We start from the raw sequence: 20,914 nt of genomic DNA on the forward strand, positions 1-20,914 counted from the left end.
ACGTACGACATTATCAAAACCAACAACAAACCTTTCGACAGAAAGTCTTTACCCAGGGTGTTCGAATAATGAATCCACAAGAACTGAAGTCCATCCTTTCCCACGGTCTGCTGTCTTTCCCCGTGACCGATTTCAACGCGCAGGGTGATTTCCACCAGGCGGGTTACATCAAGCGCCTGGAGTGGCTGGCCCCGTACGGCGCCACCGCCTTGTTCGCCGCCGGCGGCACCGGTGAGTTTTTCTCCCTGGCCGCCAGCGAATATTCTCAAGTGGTAAAGACTGCTGTTGATACCTGCGCCACCAGCGTGCCGATCCTCGCCGGTGTCGGCGGTTCGACGCGTCAGGCTATCGAATATGCTCAGGAAGCCGAGCGTCTGGGGGCCAAGGGCCTGTTGCTGCTGCCGCACTACCTCACCGAAGCCAGCCAGGATGGGGTTGCGGCCCACGTTGAGGCTGTGTGCAAATCGGTCAAGATTGGCGTGGTGGTCTACAACCGCAACGTCTGCCGTCTGACTGCGCCGCTGCTGGAGCGTCTGGCTGAGCGCTGCCCGAACCTGATCGGCTACAAGGACGGCCTGGGTGACATCGAACTGATGGTGTCGATCCGCCGTCGCCTCGGTGATCGTTTCAGCTACCTGGGCGGCCTGCCCACCGCGGAAGTTTATGCCGCTGCCTACAAGGCTTTGGGCGTACCGGTGTACTCCTCGGCGGTGTTCAACTTCATCCCGAAAACCGCGATGGACTTCTACCACGCGATTGCCAAGGATGATCACGCCACCGTCAGCAAGATCATCGACAACTTCTTCCTGCCTTACCTGGACATCCGCAACCGCAAGGCCGGTTATGCCGTGAGCATCGTCAAGGCCGGCGCAAAAATCGCCGGTTATGACGCCGGCCCAGTGCGCACACCGCTGACCGACCTGCTGCCGGAAGAGTACGAAGCCCTCGCCGCGCTGATCGATAAGCAAGGCCCGCAATAAGACATTTACAAGGCCGCTGAGCAATCAGCGGCCTTTTGCGTCAGGAGAAGATTTGTGTCCCAAGCCAAACGTTTTGAAAACTACATCAATGGCCAGTGGGTGGCCGGTGCGGACTATTGCACCAATATCAACCCGTCGGAGTTGTCCGATGTCATCGGCGAATACGCCAAGGCTGATGTTGCTCAAGTCAACGCCGCCATCGACGCCGCACGCGCCGCGTTCCCGGCCTGGTCCACCTCGGGCATTCAGGCCCGTCACGATGCGCTGGATAAAGTCGGCAGCGAAATCCTCGCCCGCCGCGAAGAACTCGGCACCCTGCTGGCCCGTGAAGAGGGCAAGACCCTGCCCGAAGCCATCGGTGAAGTGACCCGCGCCGGCAATATCTTCAAATTCTTTGCTGGCGAATGCCTGCGCTTGTCCGGCGACTACGTGCCGTCGGTGCGTCCTGGCGTCAACGTCGAAGTTACCCGCGAAGCCCTTGGTGTGGTTGGCTTGATCACCCCGTGGAACTTCCCGATTGCCATCCCCGCATGGAAAATCGCCCCGGCCCTGGCGTACGGCAACTGCGTGGTAATCAAACCCGCCGAGCTGGTGCCGGGTTGCGCCTGGGCCCTCGCGGAAATCATCTCCCGCGCCGGTTTCCCGGACGGTGTGTTCAACCTGGTAATGGGCAGCGGCCGTGTGGTCGGTGATGTGCTGGTCAACAGCCCGAAAGTCGACGGCATCAGCTTCACTGGTTCCGTCGGTGTCGGCCGTCAGATCGCCGTCAGTTGTGTGTCGCGCCAGGCCAAAGTGCAATTGGAAATGGGCGGCAAGAACCCGCAGATCATTCTCGACGACGCCGACCTCAAACAAGCGGTCGAGCTGGCGGTACAGAGCGCGTTCTACTCCACCGGGCAACGTTGCACAGCGTCCAGCCGTTTGATCGTGACCGCCGGTATCCACGACCAGTTTGTCGCGGCCATGGCCGAGCGCATGAAGTCGATCAAGGTTGGCCATGCCCTCAAGAGCGGCACCGATATCGGCCCCGTCGTGTCCCAGGCCCAACTGGATCAGGACATGAAATACATCGACATCGGCCAAAGCGAAGGCGCGCGGTTGGTCAGCGGTGGCAGCCTAGTGACGTGCGACACCGAGGGTTACTTCCTCGCGCCTACTTTGTTCGCCGACAGCGAAGCGGCCATGCGCATCAGCCGTGAAGAAATCTTCGGGCCGGTGGCCAACGTGGTGCGCGTGGCGGACTACGAGGCAGCCCTGGCCATGGCCAACGACACCGAGTTCGGCTTGTCGGCCGGTATCGCCACCACGTCGCTGAAGTACGCCAATCACTTCAAGCGCCACTCCCAGGCCGGAATGGTGATGGTCAACCTGCCGACCGCCGGCGTGGATTATCACGTTCCGTTCGGTGGGCGTAAGGGCTCATCCTATGGTTCGCGTGAGCAGGGTCGCTATGCGCAAGAGTTCTACACCGTGGTGAAAACCAGCTACATCGGTTCGTAAGACGCAATACCCCGTGGGGCCGGACGCCTGCCGGCCCCACGACCAAAACAGAAAACCATTACCCGCAAAAAAAATAATTAGTGGGAGTACTTCTACATGCAAGCGACCAAGCCGACCCACGTCCGCTATTTGATCCTGCTCATGCTCTTTGTGGTGACCACGATCAACTACGCCGACCGGGCCACCATCGCCATCGCGGGCTCCAGCCTGCAAAAAGACCTCGGCATCGACGCGGTCACTCTCGGTTACATCTTCTCCGCATTCGGTTGGGCCTATGTGGCCGGGCAAATTCCCGGTGGCTGGCTGCTGGACCGGTTCGGCTCGAAAAAAGTCTATGCCCTGAGCATCTTCACCTGGTCCCTGTTCACCGTGCTGCAAGGCTATGTGGGTGAGTTCGGTGTTTCCACCGCCGTGGTCGCGCTGTTTATGCTGCGCTTCCTGGTGGGCCTGGCCGAGGCGCCTTCCTTCCCGGGTAACGCACGCATAGTCGCGGCCTGGTTCCCGACCGCTGAACGGGGCACCGCCTCGGCGATATTTAACTCGGCGCAGTACTTCGCCACGGTGCTGTTCGCGCCCCTGATGGGTTGGATCGTCTACCGCTTCGGCTGGCAGCACGTGTTTATCGTGATGGGCGTGATCGGCATCGTGTTCTCGCTGATCTGGCTGAAAGTGATCCACAGCCCCCGCCAGCACCCGATGATCAACGAGGCCGAGCTCAATCACATCGCCGCCAATGGCGCGATGGTCGATATGGATCAGGACAAGGCCAAGGGTAAGAAAACCGACGGGCCGAAGTGGGATTACATCCGCCAGTTGCTCACCAACCGCATGATGCTCGGGGTGTATCTGGGCCAGTACTGCATCAACGGCATCACCTACTTCTTCCTGACCTGGTTCCCGGTATATCTGGTGCAGGACCGTGGCATGACCATCCTCAAGGCCGGTTTCATCGCCTCGTTGCCGGCGATCTGCGGCTTTATCGGCGGCGTGCTCGGCGGGGTGATTTCCGATTACCTGCTGCGCAAAGGCCACTCGCTGACCTTCGCCCGTAAGGCGCCGATCATCGCCGGCCTGCTGGTGTCCAGCAGCATCATTGCGTGCAACTACGTGGATGTGGAGTGGATGGTGGTGGGCTTCATGGCCTTGGCCTTCTTCGGCAAGGGCGTTGGCGCACTGGGCTGGGCGGTGGTGTCCGACACTTCGCCGAAACAAATCGCCGGCCTCAGTGGTGGCTTGTTCAACACTTTCGGTAACCTGGCGTCGATCACCACACCGATTGTCATCGGCTACATCATCAGCACCACCGGTTCTTTCAAATGGGCCCTGGTGTTTGTCGGCGCCAACGCGCTGGTGGCGGTGTTCAGCTACCTGGTGATCGTCGGTCCGATCAAGCGCGTGGTGCTCAAAGAGCCGCCCGCCCAGGGGCCTGAAGTAACCCACCTTACCCAAGCGCATTCCTGAGGTTCGTGTAATGCAGTTGATTGAACATGCCGACTCGCCGCGCTCGATTCGTTTGCACGAGCGCGACAACGTAGTGATCGTGGTCAACGACCAGGGCGTGCCGGCCGGGACCGAGTTCCCGGACGGCCTGGTGACCGTGGACTTCATCCCCCAGAGCCACAAAGTGACCCTGGAAGATATTCCCGAGGGCGGTCAGATTATTCGCTACGGCCAGACCATCGGGTATGCCTTGGCGCCGATTCCGCGTGGCAGTTGGGTCCAGGAAGATCAACTGCGCATGCCCACCGCGCCACCGCTGGATAGCCTGCCGCTGTCTACCGAAGTGCCCGAGGGCCAGGCGCCGCTGGAGGGCTATACGTTCGAGGGCTACCGCAATGCCGACGGCACCGTCGGCACGCGCAATATCCTGGGCATCACCACCACGGTGCAGTGCGTGACCGGCGTGCTGGACCACGCGGTCAAGCGCATCAAGGATGAGTTGCTGCCCAAGTACCCCAATGTCGATGACGTGGTGGCGCTGACTCACAGCTACGGCTGTGGGGTGGCGATCACCGCGACGGATGCCTACATCCCGATCCGTACCGTGCGCAACCTGGCGCGCAACCCGAACCTGGGGGGCGAAGCCCTGGTGATCAGCCTGGGCTGTGAGAAATTGCAGGCCGGCCAGGTGATGCACGACAACGACAGTTCCGTCGACTTGAGCGAGCCGTGGCTGTATCGGCTGCAGGACTCCAGCCACGGTTTCACCGAGATGATCGAGCAGATCATGGAACTGGCCGAAGTGCGCTTGAAGAAGCTCGACCAGCGCCGCCGGGAAACCGTGCCGGCGTCCGAGCTGATCCTGGGCATGCAGTGCGGCGGCAGTGATGCGTTTTCCGGTATCACCGCCAACCCGGCCCTGGGCTACGCCTCGGACTTGTTGCTGCGGGCCGGCGCGACGGTGATGTTTTCCGAAGTCACCGAAGTGCGTGATGCCATCTACCTGTTGACCTCTCGCGCACAGACGAAAGAAGTGGCCGAAGAGTTGGTCAGAGAAATGGATTGGTACGACCGTTACCTGGCCAAAGGCGAGGCAGATCGCAGTGCCAACACCACGCCGGGCAACAAGAAAGGCGGGTTGTCGAACATTGTCGAGAAGTCGTTGGGTTCCATCGTCAAGTCCGGCAGCAGCGCAATCAACGGCGTGCTCGGCCCTGGCGAGCGCTTCAAGGGCAAGGGCCTGATCTTCTGCGCCACTCCAGCCAGCGACTTCGTGTGCGGCACGTTGCAACTGGCGGCGGGGATGAACCTGCATGTGTTCACCACCGGTCGTGGTACGCCCTATGGGCTGGCGATGGCGCCGGTGGTTAAGGTCTCGACGCGTACGGAGCTGGCGCAACGCTGGCCGGACCTCATCGACATTGACGCCGGCCGTATCGCCACCGGGCGCGCAAGCATTGAGGAGCTGGGCTGGGAGTTGTTTCACTTTTACCTGGACGTGGCCAGCGGCAAGAAGAAAACGTGGGCCGAGCATCACAAGCTGCACAACGACATCACGTTGTTCAACCCGGCGCCGATTACCTGAGACCGAGGCGTCTGCATCGGGGGCAAGCCCCCTCCCACACTTGAAGGTATTCACAATTCAAACTGTGGGAGGGGGCTTGCCCCCGATAGCGGTCTAACAGGCACCCCTGAGCTGTATGGCTTATCATTAGCCACCTAACGACGCTCACCAAGGTTCTCTCCGGCATGCTGGCTATCTTCCTCACCACCCTTACGATCACCGCGCCGGTGTTTGCCATGCTGTTTCTGGGAGTGCTGCTCAAGCGCATCAACTGGATCAACGACAACTTTATCCACACTGCATCGTCCCTGGTGTTCAACGTCACCATGCCGGCGCTGTTGTTCCTGGGCATCCTGCATGCCGACCTGCACTCGGCGCTCAAGCCGGGCCTGCTGATCTACTTTTGCGTCGCCACGCTGGTGAGCTTTGCCCTGGCTTGGGGGTGGGCGATCTTTCGTTGCCCCAAGGAAGATCGCGGCATCTACGCCCAAGGCGCGTTTCGCGGTAATAACGGCGTGATCGGCCTGGCACTGGCGGCGAGCATGTATGGCGACTACGGCATCTCCCTCGGCGCGATCCTCGCGGCGTTGGTGATCCTGTTCTACAACACGCTGTCGACCATCGTGCTGGCGGTGTATAGCCCGGTGATCAAGTCCGACCCGTGGAGCATCTTCAAAAGCGTGGTCGCCAACCCGCTGATCATCAGCGTGATCACAGCCGCGCCGTTCGCTTACTTCAAGATCGGTTTACCGGGCTGGTTGGAAAAGTCCGCACAGTACCTGGCAGACACCACCTTGCCACTGGCCTTGATCTGCATCGGCGGCACCTTGTCCCTGGCGGCGCTGCGCAAGAGTGGCAGCATGGCGTTAAGCGCGAGCCTGATGAAAATGATCTGGCTGCCGCTGCTCGCCACGCTCGGCGCGTGGCTGCTGGGCTTTCGTGGGGCGGAACTGGGGATTCTGTTCTTGTACTTCGGAGCGCCGACCGCAGCTGCCAGCTTTGTGATGGCCCGGGCGGCCGAGGGCAATCATGAACTGGCGGCGGCGATTATCGTGATCACCACGCTGATGGCGGCGGTGACCACGAATATCGGTATTTTCGTGTTGCAGGCCGGGGGCTGGATCTAGGCGTCTTTCTGGTAGCTGTCGATCACTTCCTGCGCCGCTCGAAACGCATCGATGGCGGCCGGCACCCCGGCGTACACCGCGCAGTGCAGCAGGGCCTCGCGGATCTCTTCTACGCTACAGCCATTGTTCAACGCGCCACGTACGTGGCCTTTGAGTTCTTGCGGGCACTTGAGCGCGGTCAGGGCGGCGAGGGTGATCAGGCTGCGGGTCTTGAGGGGCAAACCGTCGCGGTTCCACACGGCGCCCCAGGCGTGCTCGTTAACGAAGTCTTGCAGCGGCTGGGTGAAGTCCGTGGCGTTGCCCAGTGCGCGGTCGACAAACGCGTCGCCCATCACCTGGCGCCGCATCTCAACTCCAGGTGTTTTCTGCTCGGTCATGACGATTCCCTCTTGTGTTGGCGGCGCCAGGCTCGCAGCGTGCTGAACAACAGAAACGCCACCAGCACTGGCAGGATGTAATACACCATCAAGTGTTCAAGTTTGTTGGCCAGGGGCATGCCGGTGGTGAACGACATCACATGCAGCCCATACGCCAGGTACAAGCCCAGCAGCACCAAACCTTCGGCACGGGTCACGCGGTAGCCGGTATAGAACACCGGCAGGCACAGCACCACTACGCCGAGCATCACCGGCAAATCGAAAACCAGTGCGTTGGGCGAGACCGACAGCGGCGACGGCGCCAGCACCGCTGTCAGGCCCAGCACACCCAGCAGATTGAACAGATTGCTGCCGATCACGTTGCCCACGGCGATTTCCCGCTGCCCACGCAGGGCGGCGATCAGGGAGGTGGCCATGCACGGCAGCGAAGTGCCTACGCCGATCAGCGTCAGGCCGATGATGCGTTCCGACAGGCCCAGGTCGCTCGCCACATCCACCGCCGCACCGAGCAACAAGTGCCCGGCCAGCACCAGCACCAGCAAACCGCCCAACATCAGCAGCGCGCTGCTCAGCCATGGTGCCTGGGCCACGGTGTCGAGGGTACGCGGCCGCCGTGAGTGGCGGGTCTGGTAGTGCAGCACACCGAGGTAGGCGATCAGCGCCACCAGCAGCAGCGCGCCATCGACCGGCGTAAGTTCCTCGTTGGCGGCCAGGGTAAATACCAGCAGCCCGGCGAGGATCATCACCGGAATATCCAGGCGTACCAGTTGTCGCGAAACCCGCAGCGGGATGATCAGCGCAGAAAGGCCCAGGGTCACCAGGATGTTGAAGATGCTGCTGCCAATCACACTGCCCACGGCAATGTCGGTATTGCCGGCCAAGGTGGCTTGCAGGCTGACCGTCATCTGCGGTGCGCTGCTGCCGAAGGCGACGATCGTCAGACCGATGATCAATGGCCGCACCTTGAGGCTGGCGGCCAGGCGCACCGCGGCGCGTACCAGAATTTCGGCGCCGATGATCAGCAGCAACAGGCCGCTGATCAGTTCCAGCAGGCTCCAGGGGGAGAGGGCGGTTAATCCGAAAATGGCCAGGGCTCCTTTGCGTTGTGGTTCAGTTGCTCAGGGCCTGCACGCGAACCCGTGCGGTGCCGCTGCTCAGCATGCCCAGTTGCTCGGCTGCCTTGCGTGAGAGGTCGATCAGTCGCCCACGGGTATGCGGGCCGCGATCATTGATGCGCACCACCACGGAGCGGTCGTTGTTCAGGTTGGTCACCTTGACCTGGGTGCCGAAAGGCAGTTGCCGATGGGCGGCGGTCAGGGCGTTCTGGTTGAAGGGTTCACCGCTGGCAGTCTTCTTGCCGTGGTGTCTGGCGCCGTAATAGGAAGCGGTGCCGGTTTCGTCGTAGCCGTTGGGGTCGATGATGCCGCTGGCGCAACCGCCTAAAAGAGAGAACAGGGCCAGGAGGCCGAGTAGACGCTTCATTCTAAGGTTACCCCGTTACAAATGTGGGAGGGGGCTTGCCCCCGATAGCTGAATGTCAGCCACCACTGGGTTGACTGAATCACCGCTATCGGGGGCAAGCCCCCTCCCATAGGGAGTCCGAGTTAAGCGTGAAGTCTCACTCGGACCATTCATCGTTGTCAGCCTTCGAGCTTGCTTTTGAGCAGTTCGTTTACCTGTTGCGGGTTGGCCTTGCCCTTGGACGCTTTCATGGCCTGGCCGACAAAGAAGCCGAACATCTTGCCGCGCTTGGCTTCGTCCGCCGCACGGTACTGCTCGACCTGCTCGGCATTGGCCGCCAGCATTTCATCGAGAACGGCCGAGATGGCGCCGCTGTCGGTGACTTGCTTGAGGCCGCGCTTTTCGATGATCTCATCGGCACTGCCTTCGCCGCTGGCCATGGCTTCGAACACGGTCTTGGCGATTTTGCCGGAGATGGTGTTGTCCTTGATGCGCAGCAGCATGCCGCCCAGTTGCTCGGCGGTGACCGGTGCTTCGTCGATTTCCAGGCCCTGCTTGTTCAGCAGGCTGCCCAGCTCGACCATCACCCAGTTGGCCGCCAGTTTGGCGTCGCCGGCAATGCTCACGACTTTTTCGAAGTAGTTCGCTTGCTCGCGGCTGGAGGCCAGCACGCTGGCGTCATAGACCGACAGGCCGAACTGCGCCTGGAAGCGCTCGCGTTTCTGCTGTGGTAATTCCGGCAGGGTGGCGCGGATGTCATTGAGGAACGAGTCCTCCAGCACCACCGGCAACAGGTCCGGGTCGGGGAAGTAGCGGTAGTCGTTGGCTTCCTCTTTGCTGCGCATGGCGCGGGTTTCGTCTTTGTTCGGGTCGTACAGGCGCGTCTGCTGGATGACCTTGCCGCCGTCTTCGATCAGTTCGATCTGACGACGCACTTCGCTGTTGATCGCTTTCTCGATGAAGCGGAACGAGTTGACGTTCTTGATCTCGCAGCGGGTGCCGAACTCGACCTGGCCCTTTGGCCGAATCGAGACGTTGCAGTCGCAACGCAGCGAGCCTTCTGCCATGTTGCCGTCGCAGATGCCCAGGTAGCGCACCAGGGCGTGGATGGTCTTGACGTAGGCCACGGCTTCCTTGGCGCTGCGCATGTCCGGCTCGGAGACGATTTCCAGCAGCGGAGTACCGGCGCGGTTCAGGTCGATGCCGGTGGCGCCAGGGAATTCCTCGTGCAGGCTTTTGCCGGCGTCTTCCTCAAGGTGCGCGCGGGTCACGCCGACACGTTTGATGGTGCCGTCTTCCAGCGGGATATCCAGGTGGCCCTTGCCGACGATCGGCAACTCCATCTGGCTGATCTGGTAGCCCTTGGGCAGGTCCGGGTAAAAGTAGTTCTTGCGTGCAAATACGTTGTGTTGGCCGATTTCGGCGTCAATCGCCAGGCCGAACATCACCGCCATGCGCACCGCTTCTTCGTTCAGCACCGGCAACACGCCGGGCATGCCCAGGTCCACCAGGCTGGCCTGGGTGTTGGGCTCGGCACCGAAAGTGGTGGCGCTACCGGAGAAAATCTTCGATTGGGTGGCGAGCTGGGTATGAATCTCCAGCCCGATCACGACTTCCCATTGCATAGTGTTCTCCTCAGAAGCCGGTAGGGGTGCGAGTGTGCCAGTCAGTCTGCAACTGGTACTGGTGCGCCACATTGAGCAGGCGGCCCTCCTGGAAATACGGGGCGAGCAATTGCACGCCTACCGGCAGACCGTCGACGAAACCGGCCGGCATAGACAAGCCTGGCAAGCCCGCGAGGTTGGCGGTGATGGTGTAGAGGTCTTCCAGGTACTCGGCGATCGGGTCGCCGGTCTTGGCGCCGATCTTCCAGGCCGGGTTCGGCGTGGTCGGGCCGAGGATCACGTCGACTTCTTCGAAGGCGGCCATGAAGTCGTTCTTGATCAAACGACGGATTTTCTGCGCCTTGAGGTAGTACGCGTCGTAGTAGCCGGCCGACAGGGCATAGGCGCCGACCATGATGCGGCGCTGCACTTCGGCACCGAAGCCTTCGCCACGGGAGCGTTTGTACAGGTCGGTCAGATCCTTTGGATTCTCGCAGCGATAGCCGAAGCGCACGCCGTCGAAGCGCGACAGGTTGGAGGAGGCTTCCGCCGGCGCGATCACATAATAGGCAGGAATCGCGTGCTGGTTGTTCGGCAGGCTGATTTCCTTGATCACGGCGCCGAGTTTTTCCAGCTCCTTGATGCTGTTGTTCACCAGCTCGGCGATGCGCGGGTCGAGGCCGGCGCTGAAGTATTCCTTCGGCACGCCGATGCGCAAGCCCTTGATCGAAGTGTTGAGGCTGGCGCTGTAGTCCGGCACCGGTTCATTGATGCTGGTGGAATCCTGCGGGTCGAAGCCGGCCATGCCTTGCAGCAACAGTGCACAGTCTTCGGCGGTGCGTGCCAGCGGGCCGCCCTGATCGAGGCTGGAGGCGTAGGCGATCATGCCCCAGCGGGAAACGCGACCGTAGGTGGGCTTCAAACCGGTGAGGTTGGTGAACGCCGCCGGCTGGCGAATCGAGCCACCGGTGTCGGTGGCGGTGGCGGCCGGCAGGAAACGTGCGGCAACGGCGGCTGCCGAACCGCCGGAGGAGCCGCCCGGCACATGTTCCAGGTTCCACGGGTTTTTTACCGCGCCGAAGTAGCTGGACTCGTTGGCCGACCCCATGGCGAATTCGTCCATGTTGGTCTTGCCCAGGGTCACGGCCCCGGCTGTCGCCAGCTTGGACACCACGGTGGCGTCATAAGGCGCCTTGAAGTTGTCGAGCATCTTCGAGCCGCAGCTGGTGCGAATGCCCTGGGTGCAGAACAGGTCTTTGTGGGCGATCGGGGCGCCCAGCAGTACGCCGGTCTCACCGCTGGCGCGACGGGCGTCGGCGGCCTTGGCCTGGCTCAGGGCCAGTTCTTCGGTGAGGCTGATGAAGCTGTTGACCTTGGGGTCCAGCTCGGCGATACGCGCCAGCAGGGTCTTGGTCAGCTCTTCGGAGGAAAACTTTTTATCGGCGAGACCGCGGGCGATCTCGGCCAGAGTCATGTGATGCATGAAAGGCTCTTTCCCTTTAGTCGATGACTTTCGGAACCAGGTACAGGCCGTTTTCGACCGCTGGCGCGATGGACTGGTAGGCCTCGCGATTATTGCGCTCGGTCACCACGTCTGCGCGCAGGCGCTGGCTGGCTTCCAGCGGGTGAGCCAGGGGCTCGATGCCGTCGGTGTCGACGGCCTGCATTTGGTCAACCAGCCCGAGAATGCTGTTCAGGGCTGCGGTGGTCTGTGGAAGATCGGCTTCATTCAGGCCAAGCGAGGCCAGATGAGCGATTTTTTCCACGTCGGAGCGTTCAAGCGCCATGGGAATCTCCTGTGGAAAACAGAACGGAGGCTGTCCGTGTGTTAGATTGTCGGAACACTACCGCATTTCTACGGTCTTACGGCCGCGATTGTGGGGGTTGGTGCACAGAAAGTCGGCCAATTTAGCACATTGGCGCCTTGCCCAAAATCCCTGTCGTTGTTAGAGTTTGCCGCACTTTTTTACCCACGCGTTGCCTAGGGTCCCTTTCCCATGTTCAAGAAACTGCGTGGCATGTTTTCCAGCGATCTTTCCATTGACCTGGGCACTGCCAACACCCTTATTTACGTGCGCGAGCGCGGTATCGTTCTGAATGAGCCATCGGTTGTGGCCATTCGGACCCATGGTAATCAGAAAAGTGTCGTTGCCGTCGGCACCGAGGCCAAGCGCATGCTCGGCCGGACACCCGGCAATATTGCCGCCATTCGTCCGATGAAGGACGGCGTGATCGCCGACTTCAGCGTCTGCGAAAAGATGCTGCAGTACTTCATCAACAAAGTTCACGAAAACAGTTTTTTGCAGCCCAGCCCTCGTGTGCTGATCTGTGTGCCTTGCAAGTCCACCCAGGTGGAGCGTCGTGCCATCCGTGAATCGGCCCTCGGCGCCGGTGCCCGCGAAGTGTTCCTGATCGAAGAGCCTATGGCTGCCGCCATCGGTGCCGGCCTGCCGGTTGAGGAAGCGCGCGGTTCGATGGTGGTGGATATCGGTGGTGGTACTACCGAAATCGCCCTGATTTCCCTGAACGGAGTGGTGTACGCCGAATCCGTCCGCGTGGGCGGCGACCGTTTCGACGAAGCGATCATCACCTATGTGCGTCGTAACTACGGCAGCCTGATCGGCGAATCCACCGCCGAGCGCATCAAGCAGGAAATCGGTACGGCCTACCCGGGCGGCGAAGTGCGTGAAGTCGACGTTCGCGGTCGCAACCTGGCCGAAGGTGTTCCTCGCGCCTTCACCCTGAACTCCAATGAAGTGCTGGAAGCTCTGCAAGAGTCCCTGGCTACCATCGTTCAGGCGGTGAAAAGCGCCCTAGAGCAATCGCCGCCGGAATTGGCGTCCGATATCGCCGAGCGCGGCCTGGTCCTGACGGGTGGTGGCGCCTTGCTGCGCGACCTCGACAAGTTGCTGGCCCAGGAAACCGGCCTGCCGGTGATCGTTGCCGAAGACCCGCTGACCTGCGTTGCCCGGGGCGGTGGTCGTGCACTGGAAATGATGGATAAACACACCATGGACCTGCTCTCCAGCGAATAAGACATTGCTGGTTTGCCCATGCGTCGCCCGCAGGCAGCACTTTGCAGTGCTGCCTGTTGGCGTTTATCTTCTTCAATCTGCATCCAGGCCGGTTTGATGCCGTATGAATAAAGAGAATATTTGCCTGGGAGGAGCGGCCTATTAAACCGCTTTTCGCCAAAGGCCCCTCATTGGGCGTGCGCTTATTGGTGCTGGTCGTGCTTTCGGTCGCGCTGATGGTGGTGGATGCGCGCTTCGCACTGCTTAAGCCGGTGCGCAGTCAGATGTCGCTGGTGTTGATGCAGACTTACTGGATCACCGACCTGCCGCAACGTCTCTACCAAGGCGTGGCCAGCCAATTCGGCAGCCGCACCGAGCTGGTCGCCGAGAACGAAAAACTCAAGACTGAAAACCTGCTGCTGCAGGGGCGCATGCAAAAGCTCGCGGCCCTGACCGAGCAGAACGTTCGGCTGCGCGAGTTGCTCAATTCTTCTGCGCTGGTCAACGAAAAGGTCGAAGTGGCCGAGTTGATCGGCATGGACCCCAACCCCTTTACCCATCGCATCATCATCAACAAGGGTGAGCGCGACGGCGTGGTCCTGGGTCAGCCGGTGCTGGATGCGCGTGGCCTGATGGGCCAGGTGGTGGAGCTGATGCCCTACACCTCGCGGGTACTGTTGCTGACGGACACCACCCACAGCATTCCTGTGCAGGTCAACCGCAACGGGCTGCGCGCCATTGCCAGCGGCACCGGCAACCCCGAGCGCCTGGAGCTGCGTCATGTGGCCGATACCGCCGACATCAAGGAAGGCGACCTGTTGGTCAGTTCCGGCCTGGGTCAGCGCTTTCCGGCGGGTTACCCGGTGGCGACGGTCAAGGAAGTGATCCACGATTCCGGCCAGCCCTTCGCCATTGTGCGCGCCGTGCCTACCGCTGCCTTGAACCGCAGCCGCTACCTGTTGCTGGTATTCAGCGATAACCGCACCCCTGAAGAGCGCGCCAATGATGCCGCGCAGGCCCAGGAGGCGGAAGACCAAAAGAACGGCACCACGCCGATTGTCCCCGCAACGGTGCCCAAGCCCGCTTCGGCAACCCCCGCGGCTCCAGCAGCAGCCCCGGCAGCGACTGCCCCCGTGGCCACGCCGGCCAAGCCTGCGGCCCATGGCACGCATTCGGTCAAGCCCGCATCCACTAAGCCGCCCGCAACCAGCGCGCCGGCCGCCAAGCCCCCTGCGGCTCCAGCTACCACGCGGCAGAGGGAGGAATAATGGCCAGTCATCATTCGCGAAATGTGTGGATAGTGTGGTTGACCTTTGCCATTGGTTTGCTGCTCAGCGTGTCGCCGCTGCCTCAGTTCATGGAGATCCTGCGCCCGCTCTGGCTGGCGCTGTTGCTGGCGTTCTGGTCCCTGAACCTGCCGCATAAAGTGGGCATGGTCACCGCCATGTTTCTGGGCTTGGCGGAAGACGTGCTCTATGGCACCTTGCTGGGCCAGAACGCGTTGATCCTGACCCTGATTACGTTCCTGGTGTTGTCGTTGCAGCAGCGTCTGCGCATGTTTCCGATGTGGCAGCAATGCTTGGTGATTCTGGTGATTTTTGGCCTGGCGCAGTTGGTGCAGCTGTGGCTCAGTGCCCTGACCGGCAACCGTCAACCAACCCTGGCGCTGGTGTTGCCCGCGCTGGTCAGTGCCTTGCTGTGGCCGTGGATCAGTTTCGGTCTGCGCGGGTTACGTCGTCGCTACAAGATCAATTGAACGGATTGCGAGGCTCTGCCTGGTTATCGAACCCTACAGGGAGAGTCTGCAATGAATACCCTTTATCTGGCCTCCGGCTCTCCCCGGCGGCGTGAACTGCTGACTCAGATCGGTGTGCCTTTCACCGTTGTCAGTGCCGCTATCGATGAAACTCCCTTTGCCAATGAATCCGCTGTTGCCTACGTCGAGCGTCTCGCGTGCGGCAAGGCCATGGCAGGTTTCGCCGCGCTTGGGCAAGCCTCGGCGGTTTGTGTATTGGGCGCCGATACCGCTGTGATCGTGGACGGCCTGATCCTCGGCAAGCCGGTGGATCAGGCCGACGCTTTGGCCATGTTGATGGCCTTGGCAGGGCGTGAGCATGAGGTTCTGACCGCGATTGCCCTGACTGACGGCCAGCGTTGTGAAACGCTATGTGTCAGCAGCCTGGTACGTTTTCGCGCAATTAGCGTGGAGGAGGCGACCGCCTATTGGCGCAGTGGCGAGCCCCAGGACAAGGCGGGCGGCTATGCTATTCAAGGGCTTGGATCGATTTTCGTCACCGGGCTCAACGGCAGCTATTCCGCTGTGGTTGGCCTGCCGGTGTGCGAAACCGCACAACTGCTCGCCCAATTCGGCATACCCTGTTGGCAAAACCTTACTGTGCGCTGAACGCCTGACTCCAGCGCCCAGCCTTAAGCGATCGGTCACTATTGTGAAAACGCCTGAACGAGACCCAGCCATGAGTGAAGAGATTCTGATCAATATCACGCCGATGGAATCGCGCGTGGCGGTGGTAGAGAACGGTGTTCTGCAAGAAGTGCACGTCGAGCGTACTCAGAAACGCGGGATCGTAGGCAATATCTATAAAGGCAAAGTCGTGCGGGTATTGCCGGGGATGCAGGCGGCATTCGTCGACATCGGCCTGGACCGTGCCGCGTTCATCCACGCTTCGGAGATCTCGCTGCGCGAAGGCCCGGCGGTCGAAAGCATCAGTGCCCTGGTGCACGAAGGGCAGAGCCTGGTGGTGCAAGTCACCAAGGACCCCATCGGCTCCAAAGGCGCACGCCTGACCACACAACTGTCGATTCCGTCGCGCTACCTGGTGTATATGCCGCGTACCGCGCATGTCGGCATATCCCTGAAGATCGAAGACGAAGCCGAGCGCGAGCGCCTGAAAAAAGTGGTCAGCGACTGCGTAGCCGCCGAGGGCATCAAGGAAGCAGGTGGTTTTATCCTGCGCACTGCCGCCGAAGGGGCCGGCGCTGACGAGATCCTTATGGACATCCGTTATCTGCGGCGGTTGTGGGACCAGATCGGCGCACAGATCAAGACTATCGGTGCGCCCAGCGTGATCTATGAAGACTTGGGCCTGGCCCTGCGTACCCTGCGCGATTTGGTCAGCCCAAAAATTGAGAAAATTCGCATCGACTCGCGGGAAACCTTCCAGCGCACCACGCAATTCGTTGCAGAGCTGATGCCGGAAATCGCTGACCGCCTGGAGCACTACCCCGGTGAACGGCCGATTTTCGACCTGTATGGCGTCGAGGACGAAATCCAGAAAGCCTTGGAGCGCAAGGTGCCGCTCAAGTCCGGTGGCTATCTGGTGGTGGACCCGGCAGAGGCCATGACTACCATCGACGTCAACACCGGTGCGTTCGTCGGCCATCGCAACCTTGAAGAAACCATTTTCAAGACCAACCTCGAAGCGGCCACGGCTATCGCCCGCCAACTGCGCCTGCGCAACCTGGGCGGCATCATCATCATCGACTTCATCGACATGGAAGATGAAGAGCATCAGCGCCAGGTGTTGCGCACCCTCGAAAAACAGCTGGAACGCGATCACGCCAAGACCAATATCATCGGCATCACCGAGTTGGGCTTGGTGCAGATGACCCGCAAGCGCACCCGTGAGAGCCTGGAACAAGTGCTGTGCGAACCGTGCAGCAGTTGCCAGGGACGTGGAAAGCTGAAAACCCCTGAAACGGTTTGCTATGAGATTTTCCGGGAAATCTTACGAGAGGCGCGGGCTTACCAGGCCGAAGGTTATAGAGTGCTTGCCAATCAAAAAGTGGTCGACCGTTTGCTGGATGAAGAGTCCGGTAACGTCGCCGAACTTGAGGGGTTTATCGGTCGCACGATTCGCTTTCAGGTCGAAACCATGTATTCCCAGGAACAATACGACGTGGTGCTGCTCTGATCCCGCAATCGCTTCTTTTTAATGAGACCGGCGGCACTGACCTGCCGCCCGACTACTGCCTTGAGGGTCGCCTGACATGGAGCGTCTGACACGCTTTTTTGCCGCCTTGACCCGTTGGGGCCTGGGCCTGTGCGCCTTGCTGCTGGTGTTGGCGGCAGTGTACGTAAGCCTTGGACGTGAATTGACCCCGCTGGTGGCCGAATATCGCGCCGAGGTCCAGGCCAAGGCCGAGGCCGCGCTGGGCATGCCCATGCACATCGGCAGCCTTGAAGGCCGCTGGAGCGGCTTCGCGCCCGTGCTGCTCGCCCATGACGTGATGGTGGGCGAGGGCAGCAGTGCCTTGCGCCTGGATCAGGTTGAAGTGGTGCCGGATATCTGGGCCAGCCTGACCGCCCGTGAAGTGCGAATCGCCCACCTGCAGCTCAGCGGGCTGCAACTGAGTGCCAAGGAAGACAAGGACGGCCATTGGGCCTTGCAGGGCTTGCCGCTACAAGACGATCAGCCCCTCGACCCGCAGCAACTGTTGACCCGCATGCAGATGGTCAAGCGTGTGTCGCTGCTCGACAGCCAGGTAACCTTGCAGCCCTTCGATCAGGCGCCGATGACCCTGACTTACGTCGGTTTGAGCCTGCACACCGGCATGACCCGCCAGCGCCTCGACGCGCGCCTGACCCTGCCCGACGGCCAGCCGCTGGCCATGAGCCTGCGCAGCCGCATCCGCGCCAGCCAATGGAGGGATGCCGAGATCCAGGCGTACCTGAGCCTGCCTCAGAGCGACTGGGCCAAGTGGATTCCGGCTCGACTGACGCAGCAGTGGAAACTCACGCAATTGAAGGCCGGTGGCGAGTTCTGGCTGAACTGGGGCAACGGCACCGTGCAAAGCGCCGTCGCGCGCCTCAATTCGCCTCAGGTCAAAGGCAGCTACGCCGAGCGCAAGCCGGTACATATCGAAAACCTTGCCCTTACCGCGTATCTGCAACGCAGCGAGACAGGCCTCAAAGTACTGTTCGATTCGCTGGCGATGAGCCTGGGGGAAACCCGCTGGGAATCGCGCCTGCAATTGCAGCAGACCTTGGCCGCCGATAAGGACCAGGAAGTCTGGAAACTACAGGCCGATCGGCTGGACCTGACTCCCATTACCCCGTTGCTCAACGCGCTGGCGCCGCTGCCGGAGGGTTTCGCCAAAACCGTCGAGCATCTCAAGGCGACTGGCTTGCTGCGTAATGTGCTGGTGGACTTCCGCCCCCAGGACAGCACCGATGAAAAAGTCAGTTTCGCCGCCAACCTCGAACGCGTGGGTTTCGATGCCTATTTCGGCGCGCCGGCCGCGCGCAATGTATCCGGCAGCATCAGCGGGAACCTGGGCCATGGCGAGCTACGCATGGACAGCAAGGATTTTTCCCTGCACCTGGACCCGATCTTCGCCAAGCCCTGGCAGTACATTCAGGCCAATGCGCGCCTCACGTGGACCCTGGACAAGCAAGGTTTCACCCTGATTGCGCCTTACATCAAGGTGCTTGGGGAGGAAGGCAAGATTGCCGCCGACTTCCTGATCCGCCTGCATTTCGACCACAGCCAGGAAGACTACATGGACCTGCGCGTCGGCCTGGTGGACGGTGATGGACGCTTTACTCCCAAATACCTCCCGGCGGTATTGAGCCCGGCCCTGGATGAATGGCTGCGCACGGCGATTCTCAAGGGGGCGGTGTACGAAGGTTTCTTCCAGTACCAGGGCTCGCTGAACCACGATGCGGTGCGGGCGGCGCGCAATATCAGCCTGTTTTTCAAAGTGCATGATGCGGAGTTGGCCTTCCAGCCGGGCTGGCCCCATGTCAGCAAGGTCGATGGCGAGGTGTTCGTCGAGGAGAGTGGCGTGCGCATTCTGGCCAGCAAGGGCCAGTTGCTCGACACTCAAGTCAAGGACATCTACGTCAGCATTCCTCACGCTCCGGCGGGCAAAGACAGCCACCTGCTGCTCACCGGCAATTTCGCCGGCGGCCTGGGCGACGGTTTGAAAATACTGCAAGAGGCCCCGATCGGCACGGCGTCGACATTCGCCGGCTGGAAGGGCGAGGGCGATCTGCAAGGTAAGCTCGACCTGGACATCCCCCTGGCCAAAGGCACCGAGCCCAAGATCGTGGTGGATTTCCAGACCGACAAGGCACGCCTGCAGTTGGCCGAGCCAACCCTGGACCTGACGCAGCTCAAGGGCGATTTCCGTTTCGACAGCGCCAAGGGGCTCAGTGGTCAGAACATCTCCGCCCAGGCGTTTGAGCGGCCGGTCACCGCGCAGATCTTCGCTGATGGCAAACCGGGCAATATCAGCACCCGCGTGGTTGCCAAGGGCCAGGTCGCGGTCAAGCGGCTGACCGATTGGTTGAAAATCACTCAGCCGTTGCCCGTGTCCGGCGATATCCCCTACCAGTTGCAACTCAATCTGGACGGAGCCGACAGCCAACTGATGGTCAGCTCCAACCTCAAAGGTGTGGCGGTGGACTTGCCGGCACCGTTCGGCATGCCGGCCAGTCAGGGGCGTGACAGCACATTCCGCATGACCTTGCAGGGCGCCGAGCGGCGTTACTGGTTCGACTACGGCGAGCTGGCGAACTTCACCTTCGCCGCGCCGCCGGACAAATTCAATGAGGGCCGCGGTGAGCTGTTCCTTGGTGATGGTGACGCGGTGCTGCCGGGTGGCAAGGGTTTACGAATTCGTGGCGTGCTCTCGGGGCTGGATATCGACCCTTGGAAAAAACTGGTCAATCAGTACGCCGGCAACGATCCAGGCGGCAGCGCCAAGCAACTACTGAGCAGTGCCGATTTCAAAATCGGCAAGCTCACCGGCCTGGGCACCCAGTTCGATCAGGTCAGTTTGCAATTGGACCGCAAACCCGCAGCCTGGGCCATGCAGCTCGACAGCCAGCAGGCCAAGGGCCGCGTGAGCCTGCCGGACGCCAAGGGCGCGCCGATTGTGGTCGACCTGCAGTACGTAAAACTGCCGGCCGTGGATCCGACCGTCCAGGCGGATGAAAATGCGCCGGACCCGTTGGCGAGCATCGATCCCAAGGATATTCCGGCGCTGGATATCAGCATCGATCAGTTGTTCCAGGGGCCTGACCTGATAGGGGCCTGGTCGCTGAAGATCCGGCCTACCGCCAAAGGCTTGGCCTTCAACAATCTGGATCTGGGCCTCAAGGGCATGCAGCTCAAAGGGGCAGGTGGTTGGGAAGGTGCGCCGGGCGATAGCAGCAGTTGGTACAAAGGTCGCCTGGACGGCAAAAACATTGCCGACGTGCTCAAGGGCTGGGGCTTTGCACCAACCGTGACCAGCGAGGACTTCCATCTGGATGTGGACGGTCGCTGGCCGGGGTCGCCGGCCTGGGTGGGGCCGAAGCGCTTCTCCGGCAGTCTGGACGCGACCTTCCGCAAAGGCCAGTTTGTCGAAGTGGAGGGCGGAGCCCAAGCCCTGCGAGTGTTTGGCTTGCTCAACTTCAACTCCATCGGCCGTCGACTGCGTCTGGACTTCTCCGACCTGCTCGGCAAGGGGTTGAGCTATGACCGCGTCAAAGGCCTGCTGGCGGCCAGCAATGGGGTATTCGTCACCCGTGAGCCGATCACCCTGACTGGGCCGTCGAGCAACCTGGAACTCAATGGCACGCTGGACCTGGTGGCCGATCGCGTCGACGCGAAGCTGCTGGTGACGTTACCGGTCACCAACAACCTTCCGATTGCCGCATTGATCGTCGGTGCGCCAGCGGTGGGCGGAGCCCTGTTCCTGATCGACAAGCTGATCGGCGACCGCGTGTCACGTTTCGCCAGTGTGCAATACAAGGTGGAAGGACCCTGGAAGGACCCCAAAATCACCTTTGACAAGCCATTCGAAAAACCAAACTGAGTCCCTGCGCAGTAGCATGGGGG

17 protein-coding genes are annotated in these 20,914 nt (G+C 61.2%); 11 read left to right on the forward strand and 6 right to left on the reverse strand.

All coding sequences use genetic code 11. From position 1 onward, the window contains the following. The first annotated feature begins 68 nt into the window (after positions 1-68). From kdgD to HRH33_RS05155, 5 genes are all read left to right on the forward strand, one after another. Positions 69-980 carry a 5-dehydro-4-deoxyglucarate dehydratase gene (kdgD, locus tag HRH33_RS05135; RefSeq protein ID WP_034095885.1) on the forward strand — a complete coding sequence of 304 codons (912 nt, stop codon included), beginning with the start codon at positions 69-71 and terminating at the stop codon, positions 978-980. Between the two features lie 54 nt (positions 981-1,034). Further along, positions 1,035-2,480 carry an aldehyde dehydrogenase family protein gene (locus HRH33_RS05140; protein WP_034095886.1) on the forward strand — a complete coding sequence of 482 codons (1,446 nt, stop codon included), beginning with the start codon at positions 1,035-1,037 and terminating at the stop codon, positions 2,478-2,480. Between the two features lie 96 nt (positions 2,481-2,576). Then, on the forward strand, positions 2,577-3,941 hold the full coding sequence (locus HRH33_RS05145; RefSeq protein ID WP_034136973.1) for an MFS transporter: 1,365 nt from the start codon (positions 2,577-2,579) through the stop codon (positions 3,939-3,941). Positions 3,942-3,951: 10 nt separating this feature from the next. Further along, positions 3,952-5,505: a galactarate dehydratase gene (garD, locus tag HRH33_RS05150; RefSeq protein ID WP_034095888.1), complete on the forward strand. Its 1,554-nt coding sequence runs from the start codon at positions 3,952-3,954 to the stop codon at positions 5,503-5,505. A gap of 164 nt (positions 5,506-5,669) precedes the next feature. Next, positions 5,670-6,611 carry an AEC family transporter gene (locus HRH33_RS05155; protein WP_034136974.1) on the forward strand — a complete coding sequence of 314 codons (942 nt, stop codon included), beginning with the start codon at positions 5,670-5,672 and terminating at the stop codon, positions 6,609-6,611. Here HRH33_RS05155 and HRH33_RS05160 read toward each other — a convergent pair. The 6 genes from HRH33_RS05160 to gatC all read right to left on the reverse strand — a co-directional run bounded on the left by HRH33_RS05160 (position 6,608) and on the right by gatC (position 11,840). Then, the gene (locus HRH33_RS05160; RefSeq protein ID WP_034095890.1) at positions 6,608-6,988 is read right to left on the reverse strand and encodes a carboxymuconolactone decarboxylase family protein; all 381 of its coding nucleotides are present in this window, start codon (positions 6,986-6,988) and stop codon (positions 6,608-6,610) included. The two genes, HRH33_RS05155 and HRH33_RS05160, sit on opposite strands and share 4 nt — an antisense overlap. Beyond that, complete coding sequence (locus HRH33_RS05165; protein ID WP_167417326.1) at positions 6,985-8,031, reverse strand: calcium/sodium antiporter; 1,047 nt, start codon at positions 8,029-8,031, stop codon at positions 6,985-6,987. Before HRH33_RS05165 ends, HRH33_RS05160 begins: the two co-directional genes overlap by 4 nt. A 67-nt stretch (positions 8,032-8,098) precedes the next feature. Beyond that, positions 8,099-8,470, reverse strand: a complete 372-nt coding sequence (locus HRH33_RS05170) for a septal ring lytic transglycosylase RlpA family protein (protein WP_034095892.1) — start codon at positions 8,468-8,470, stop codon at positions 8,099-8,101. A gap of 158 nt (positions 8,471-8,628) precedes the next feature. Next, a complete protein-coding gene (gatB, locus tag HRH33_RS05175) occupies positions 8,629-10,074 on the reverse strand; it encodes an Asp-tRNA(Asn)/Glu-tRNA(Gln) amidotransferase subunit GatB (RefSeq protein WP_034095893.1) in 1,446 nt (481 codons plus the stop codon). A gap of 10 nt (positions 10,075-10,084) precedes the next feature. Continuing rightward, positions 10,085-11,536 (reverse strand): Asp-tRNA(Asn)/Glu-tRNA(Gln) amidotransferase subunit GatA, encoded by a 1,452-nt coding sequence (gene gatA, locus HRH33_RS05180; RefSeq protein WP_167417306.1) that lies wholly within the window; start codon positions 11,534-11,536, stop codon positions 10,085-10,087. 16 nt (positions 11,537-11,552) lie between these two features. Next, positions 11,553-11,840 (reverse strand): Asp-tRNA(Asn)/Glu-tRNA(Gln) amidotransferase subunit GatC, encoded by a 288-nt coding sequence (gene gatC, locus HRH33_RS05185; protein WP_167417305.1) that lies wholly within the window; start codon positions 11,838-11,840, stop codon positions 11,553-11,555. A gap of 210 nt (positions 11,841-12,050) precedes the next feature. Here gatC and mreB point away from each other — a divergent pair, with 210 nt between their 5' ends. The 6 genes from mreB (at position 12,051) to HRH33_RS05215 (ending at position 20,891) form a co-directional block, all read left to right on the forward strand. Next, positions 12,051-13,088 carry a rod shape-determining protein MreB gene (gene mreB / locus HRH33_RS05190; protein ID WP_002555108.1) on the forward strand — a complete coding sequence of 346 codons (1,038 nt, stop codon included), beginning with the start codon at positions 12,051-12,053 and terminating at the stop codon, positions 13,086-13,088. A 140-nt stretch (positions 13,089-13,228) separates the two neighbouring features. Continuing rightward, on the forward strand, positions 13,229-14,335 hold the full coding sequence (gene mreC, locus HRH33_RS05195) for a rod shape-determining protein MreC (protein ID WP_167417325.1): 1,107 nt from the start codon (positions 13,229-13,231) through the stop codon (positions 14,333-14,335). Next, a complete protein-coding gene (gene mreD / locus HRH33_RS05200; RefSeq protein WP_034136979.1) occupies positions 14,335-14,823 on the forward strand; it encodes a rod shape-determining protein MreD in 489 nt (162 codons plus the stop codon). The genes mreC and mreD overlap by 1 nt, the downstream gene beginning before the upstream one ends. 51 nt (positions 14,824-14,874) lie before the next feature. Further along, complete coding sequence (locus HRH33_RS05205) at positions 14,875-15,471, forward strand: Maf family protein (RefSeq protein WP_167417304.1); 597 nt, start codon at positions 14,875-14,877, stop codon at positions 15,469-15,471. Positions 15,472-15,541: 70 nt separating this feature from the next. Next, positions 15,542-16,999, forward strand: coding sequence for a ribonuclease G (rng, locus tag HRH33_RS05210; RefSeq protein WP_010213134.1), 1,458 nt, complete (start codon positions 15,542-15,544; stop codon positions 16,997-16,999). A 76-nt stretch (positions 17,000-17,075) separates the two neighbouring features. Beyond that, positions 17,076-20,891, forward strand: a complete 3,816-nt coding sequence (locus tag HRH33_RS05215; RefSeq protein ID WP_173603372.1) for a YhdP family protein — start codon at positions 17,076-17,078, stop codon at positions 20,889-20,891. Positions 20,892-20,914: the final 23 nt, after the last annotated feature.

It is taken from the genome of Pseudomonas rhodesiae (assembly GCF_013285305.1).
GTDB classification, from domain to species: domain Bacteria; phylum Pseudomonadota; class Gammaproteobacteria; order Pseudomonadales; family Pseudomonadaceae; genus Aquipseudomonas; species Aquipseudomonas rhodesiae.

Bases quoted from the DNA above. Each gene is read 5' to 3' on its own strand.
- kdgD (WP_034095885.1), top strand. From the start codon at position 69: ATGAATCCACAAGAACTGAAGTCCATCCTTTCCCACGGTCTGCTGTCT.
- HRH33_RS05145 (WP_034136973.1), top strand. From the start codon at position 2,577: ATGCAAGCGACCAAGCCGACCCACGTCCGCTATTTGATCCTGCTCATG.
- garD (WP_034095888.1), top strand. From the start codon at position 3,952: ATGCAGTTGATTGAACATGCCGACTCGCCGCGCTCGATTCGTTTGCAC.
- HRH33_RS05155 (WP_034136974.1), top strand. From the start codon at position 5,670: ATGCTGGCTATCTTCCTCACCACCCTTACGATCACCGCGCCGGTGTTT.
- HRH33_RS05160 (WP_034095890.1), bottom strand. From the start codon at position 6,988: ATGACCGAGCAGAAAACACCTGGAGTTGAGATGCGGCGCCAGGTGATG.
- HRH33_RS05170 (WP_034095892.1), bottom strand. From the start codon at position 8,470: ATGAAGCGTCTACTCGGCCTCCTGGCCCTGTTCTCTCTTTTAGGCGGT.
- gatB (WP_034095893.1), bottom strand. From the start codon at position 10,074: ATGCAATGGGAAGTCGTGATCGGGCTGGAGATTCATACCCAGCTCGCC.
- gatA (WP_167417306.1), bottom strand. From the start codon at position 11,536: ATGCATCACATGACTCTGGCCGAGATCGCCCGCGGTCTCGCCGATAAA.
- gatC (WP_167417305.1), bottom strand. From the start codon at position 11,840: ATGGCGCTTGAACGCTCCGACGTGGAAAAAATCGCTCATCTGGCCTCG.
- mreB (WP_002555108.1), top strand. From the start codon at position 12,051: ATGTTCAAGAAACTGCGTGGCATGTTTTCCAGCGATCTTTCCATTGAC.
- mreD (WP_034136979.1), top strand. From the start codon at position 14,335: ATGGCCAGTCATCATTCGCGAAATGTGTGGATAGTGTGGTTGACCTTT.
- HRH33_RS05205 (WP_167417304.1), top strand. From the start codon at position 14,875: ATGAATACCCTTTATCTGGCCTCCGGCTCTCCCCGGCGGCGTGAACTG.
- rng (WP_010213134.1), top strand. From the start codon at position 15,542: ATGAGTGAAGAGATTCTGATCAATATCACGCCGATGGAATCGCGCGTG.
- HRH33_RS05215 (WP_173603372.1), top strand. From the start codon at position 17,076: ATGGAGCGTCTGACACGCTTTTTTGCCGCCTTGACCCGTTGGGGCCTG.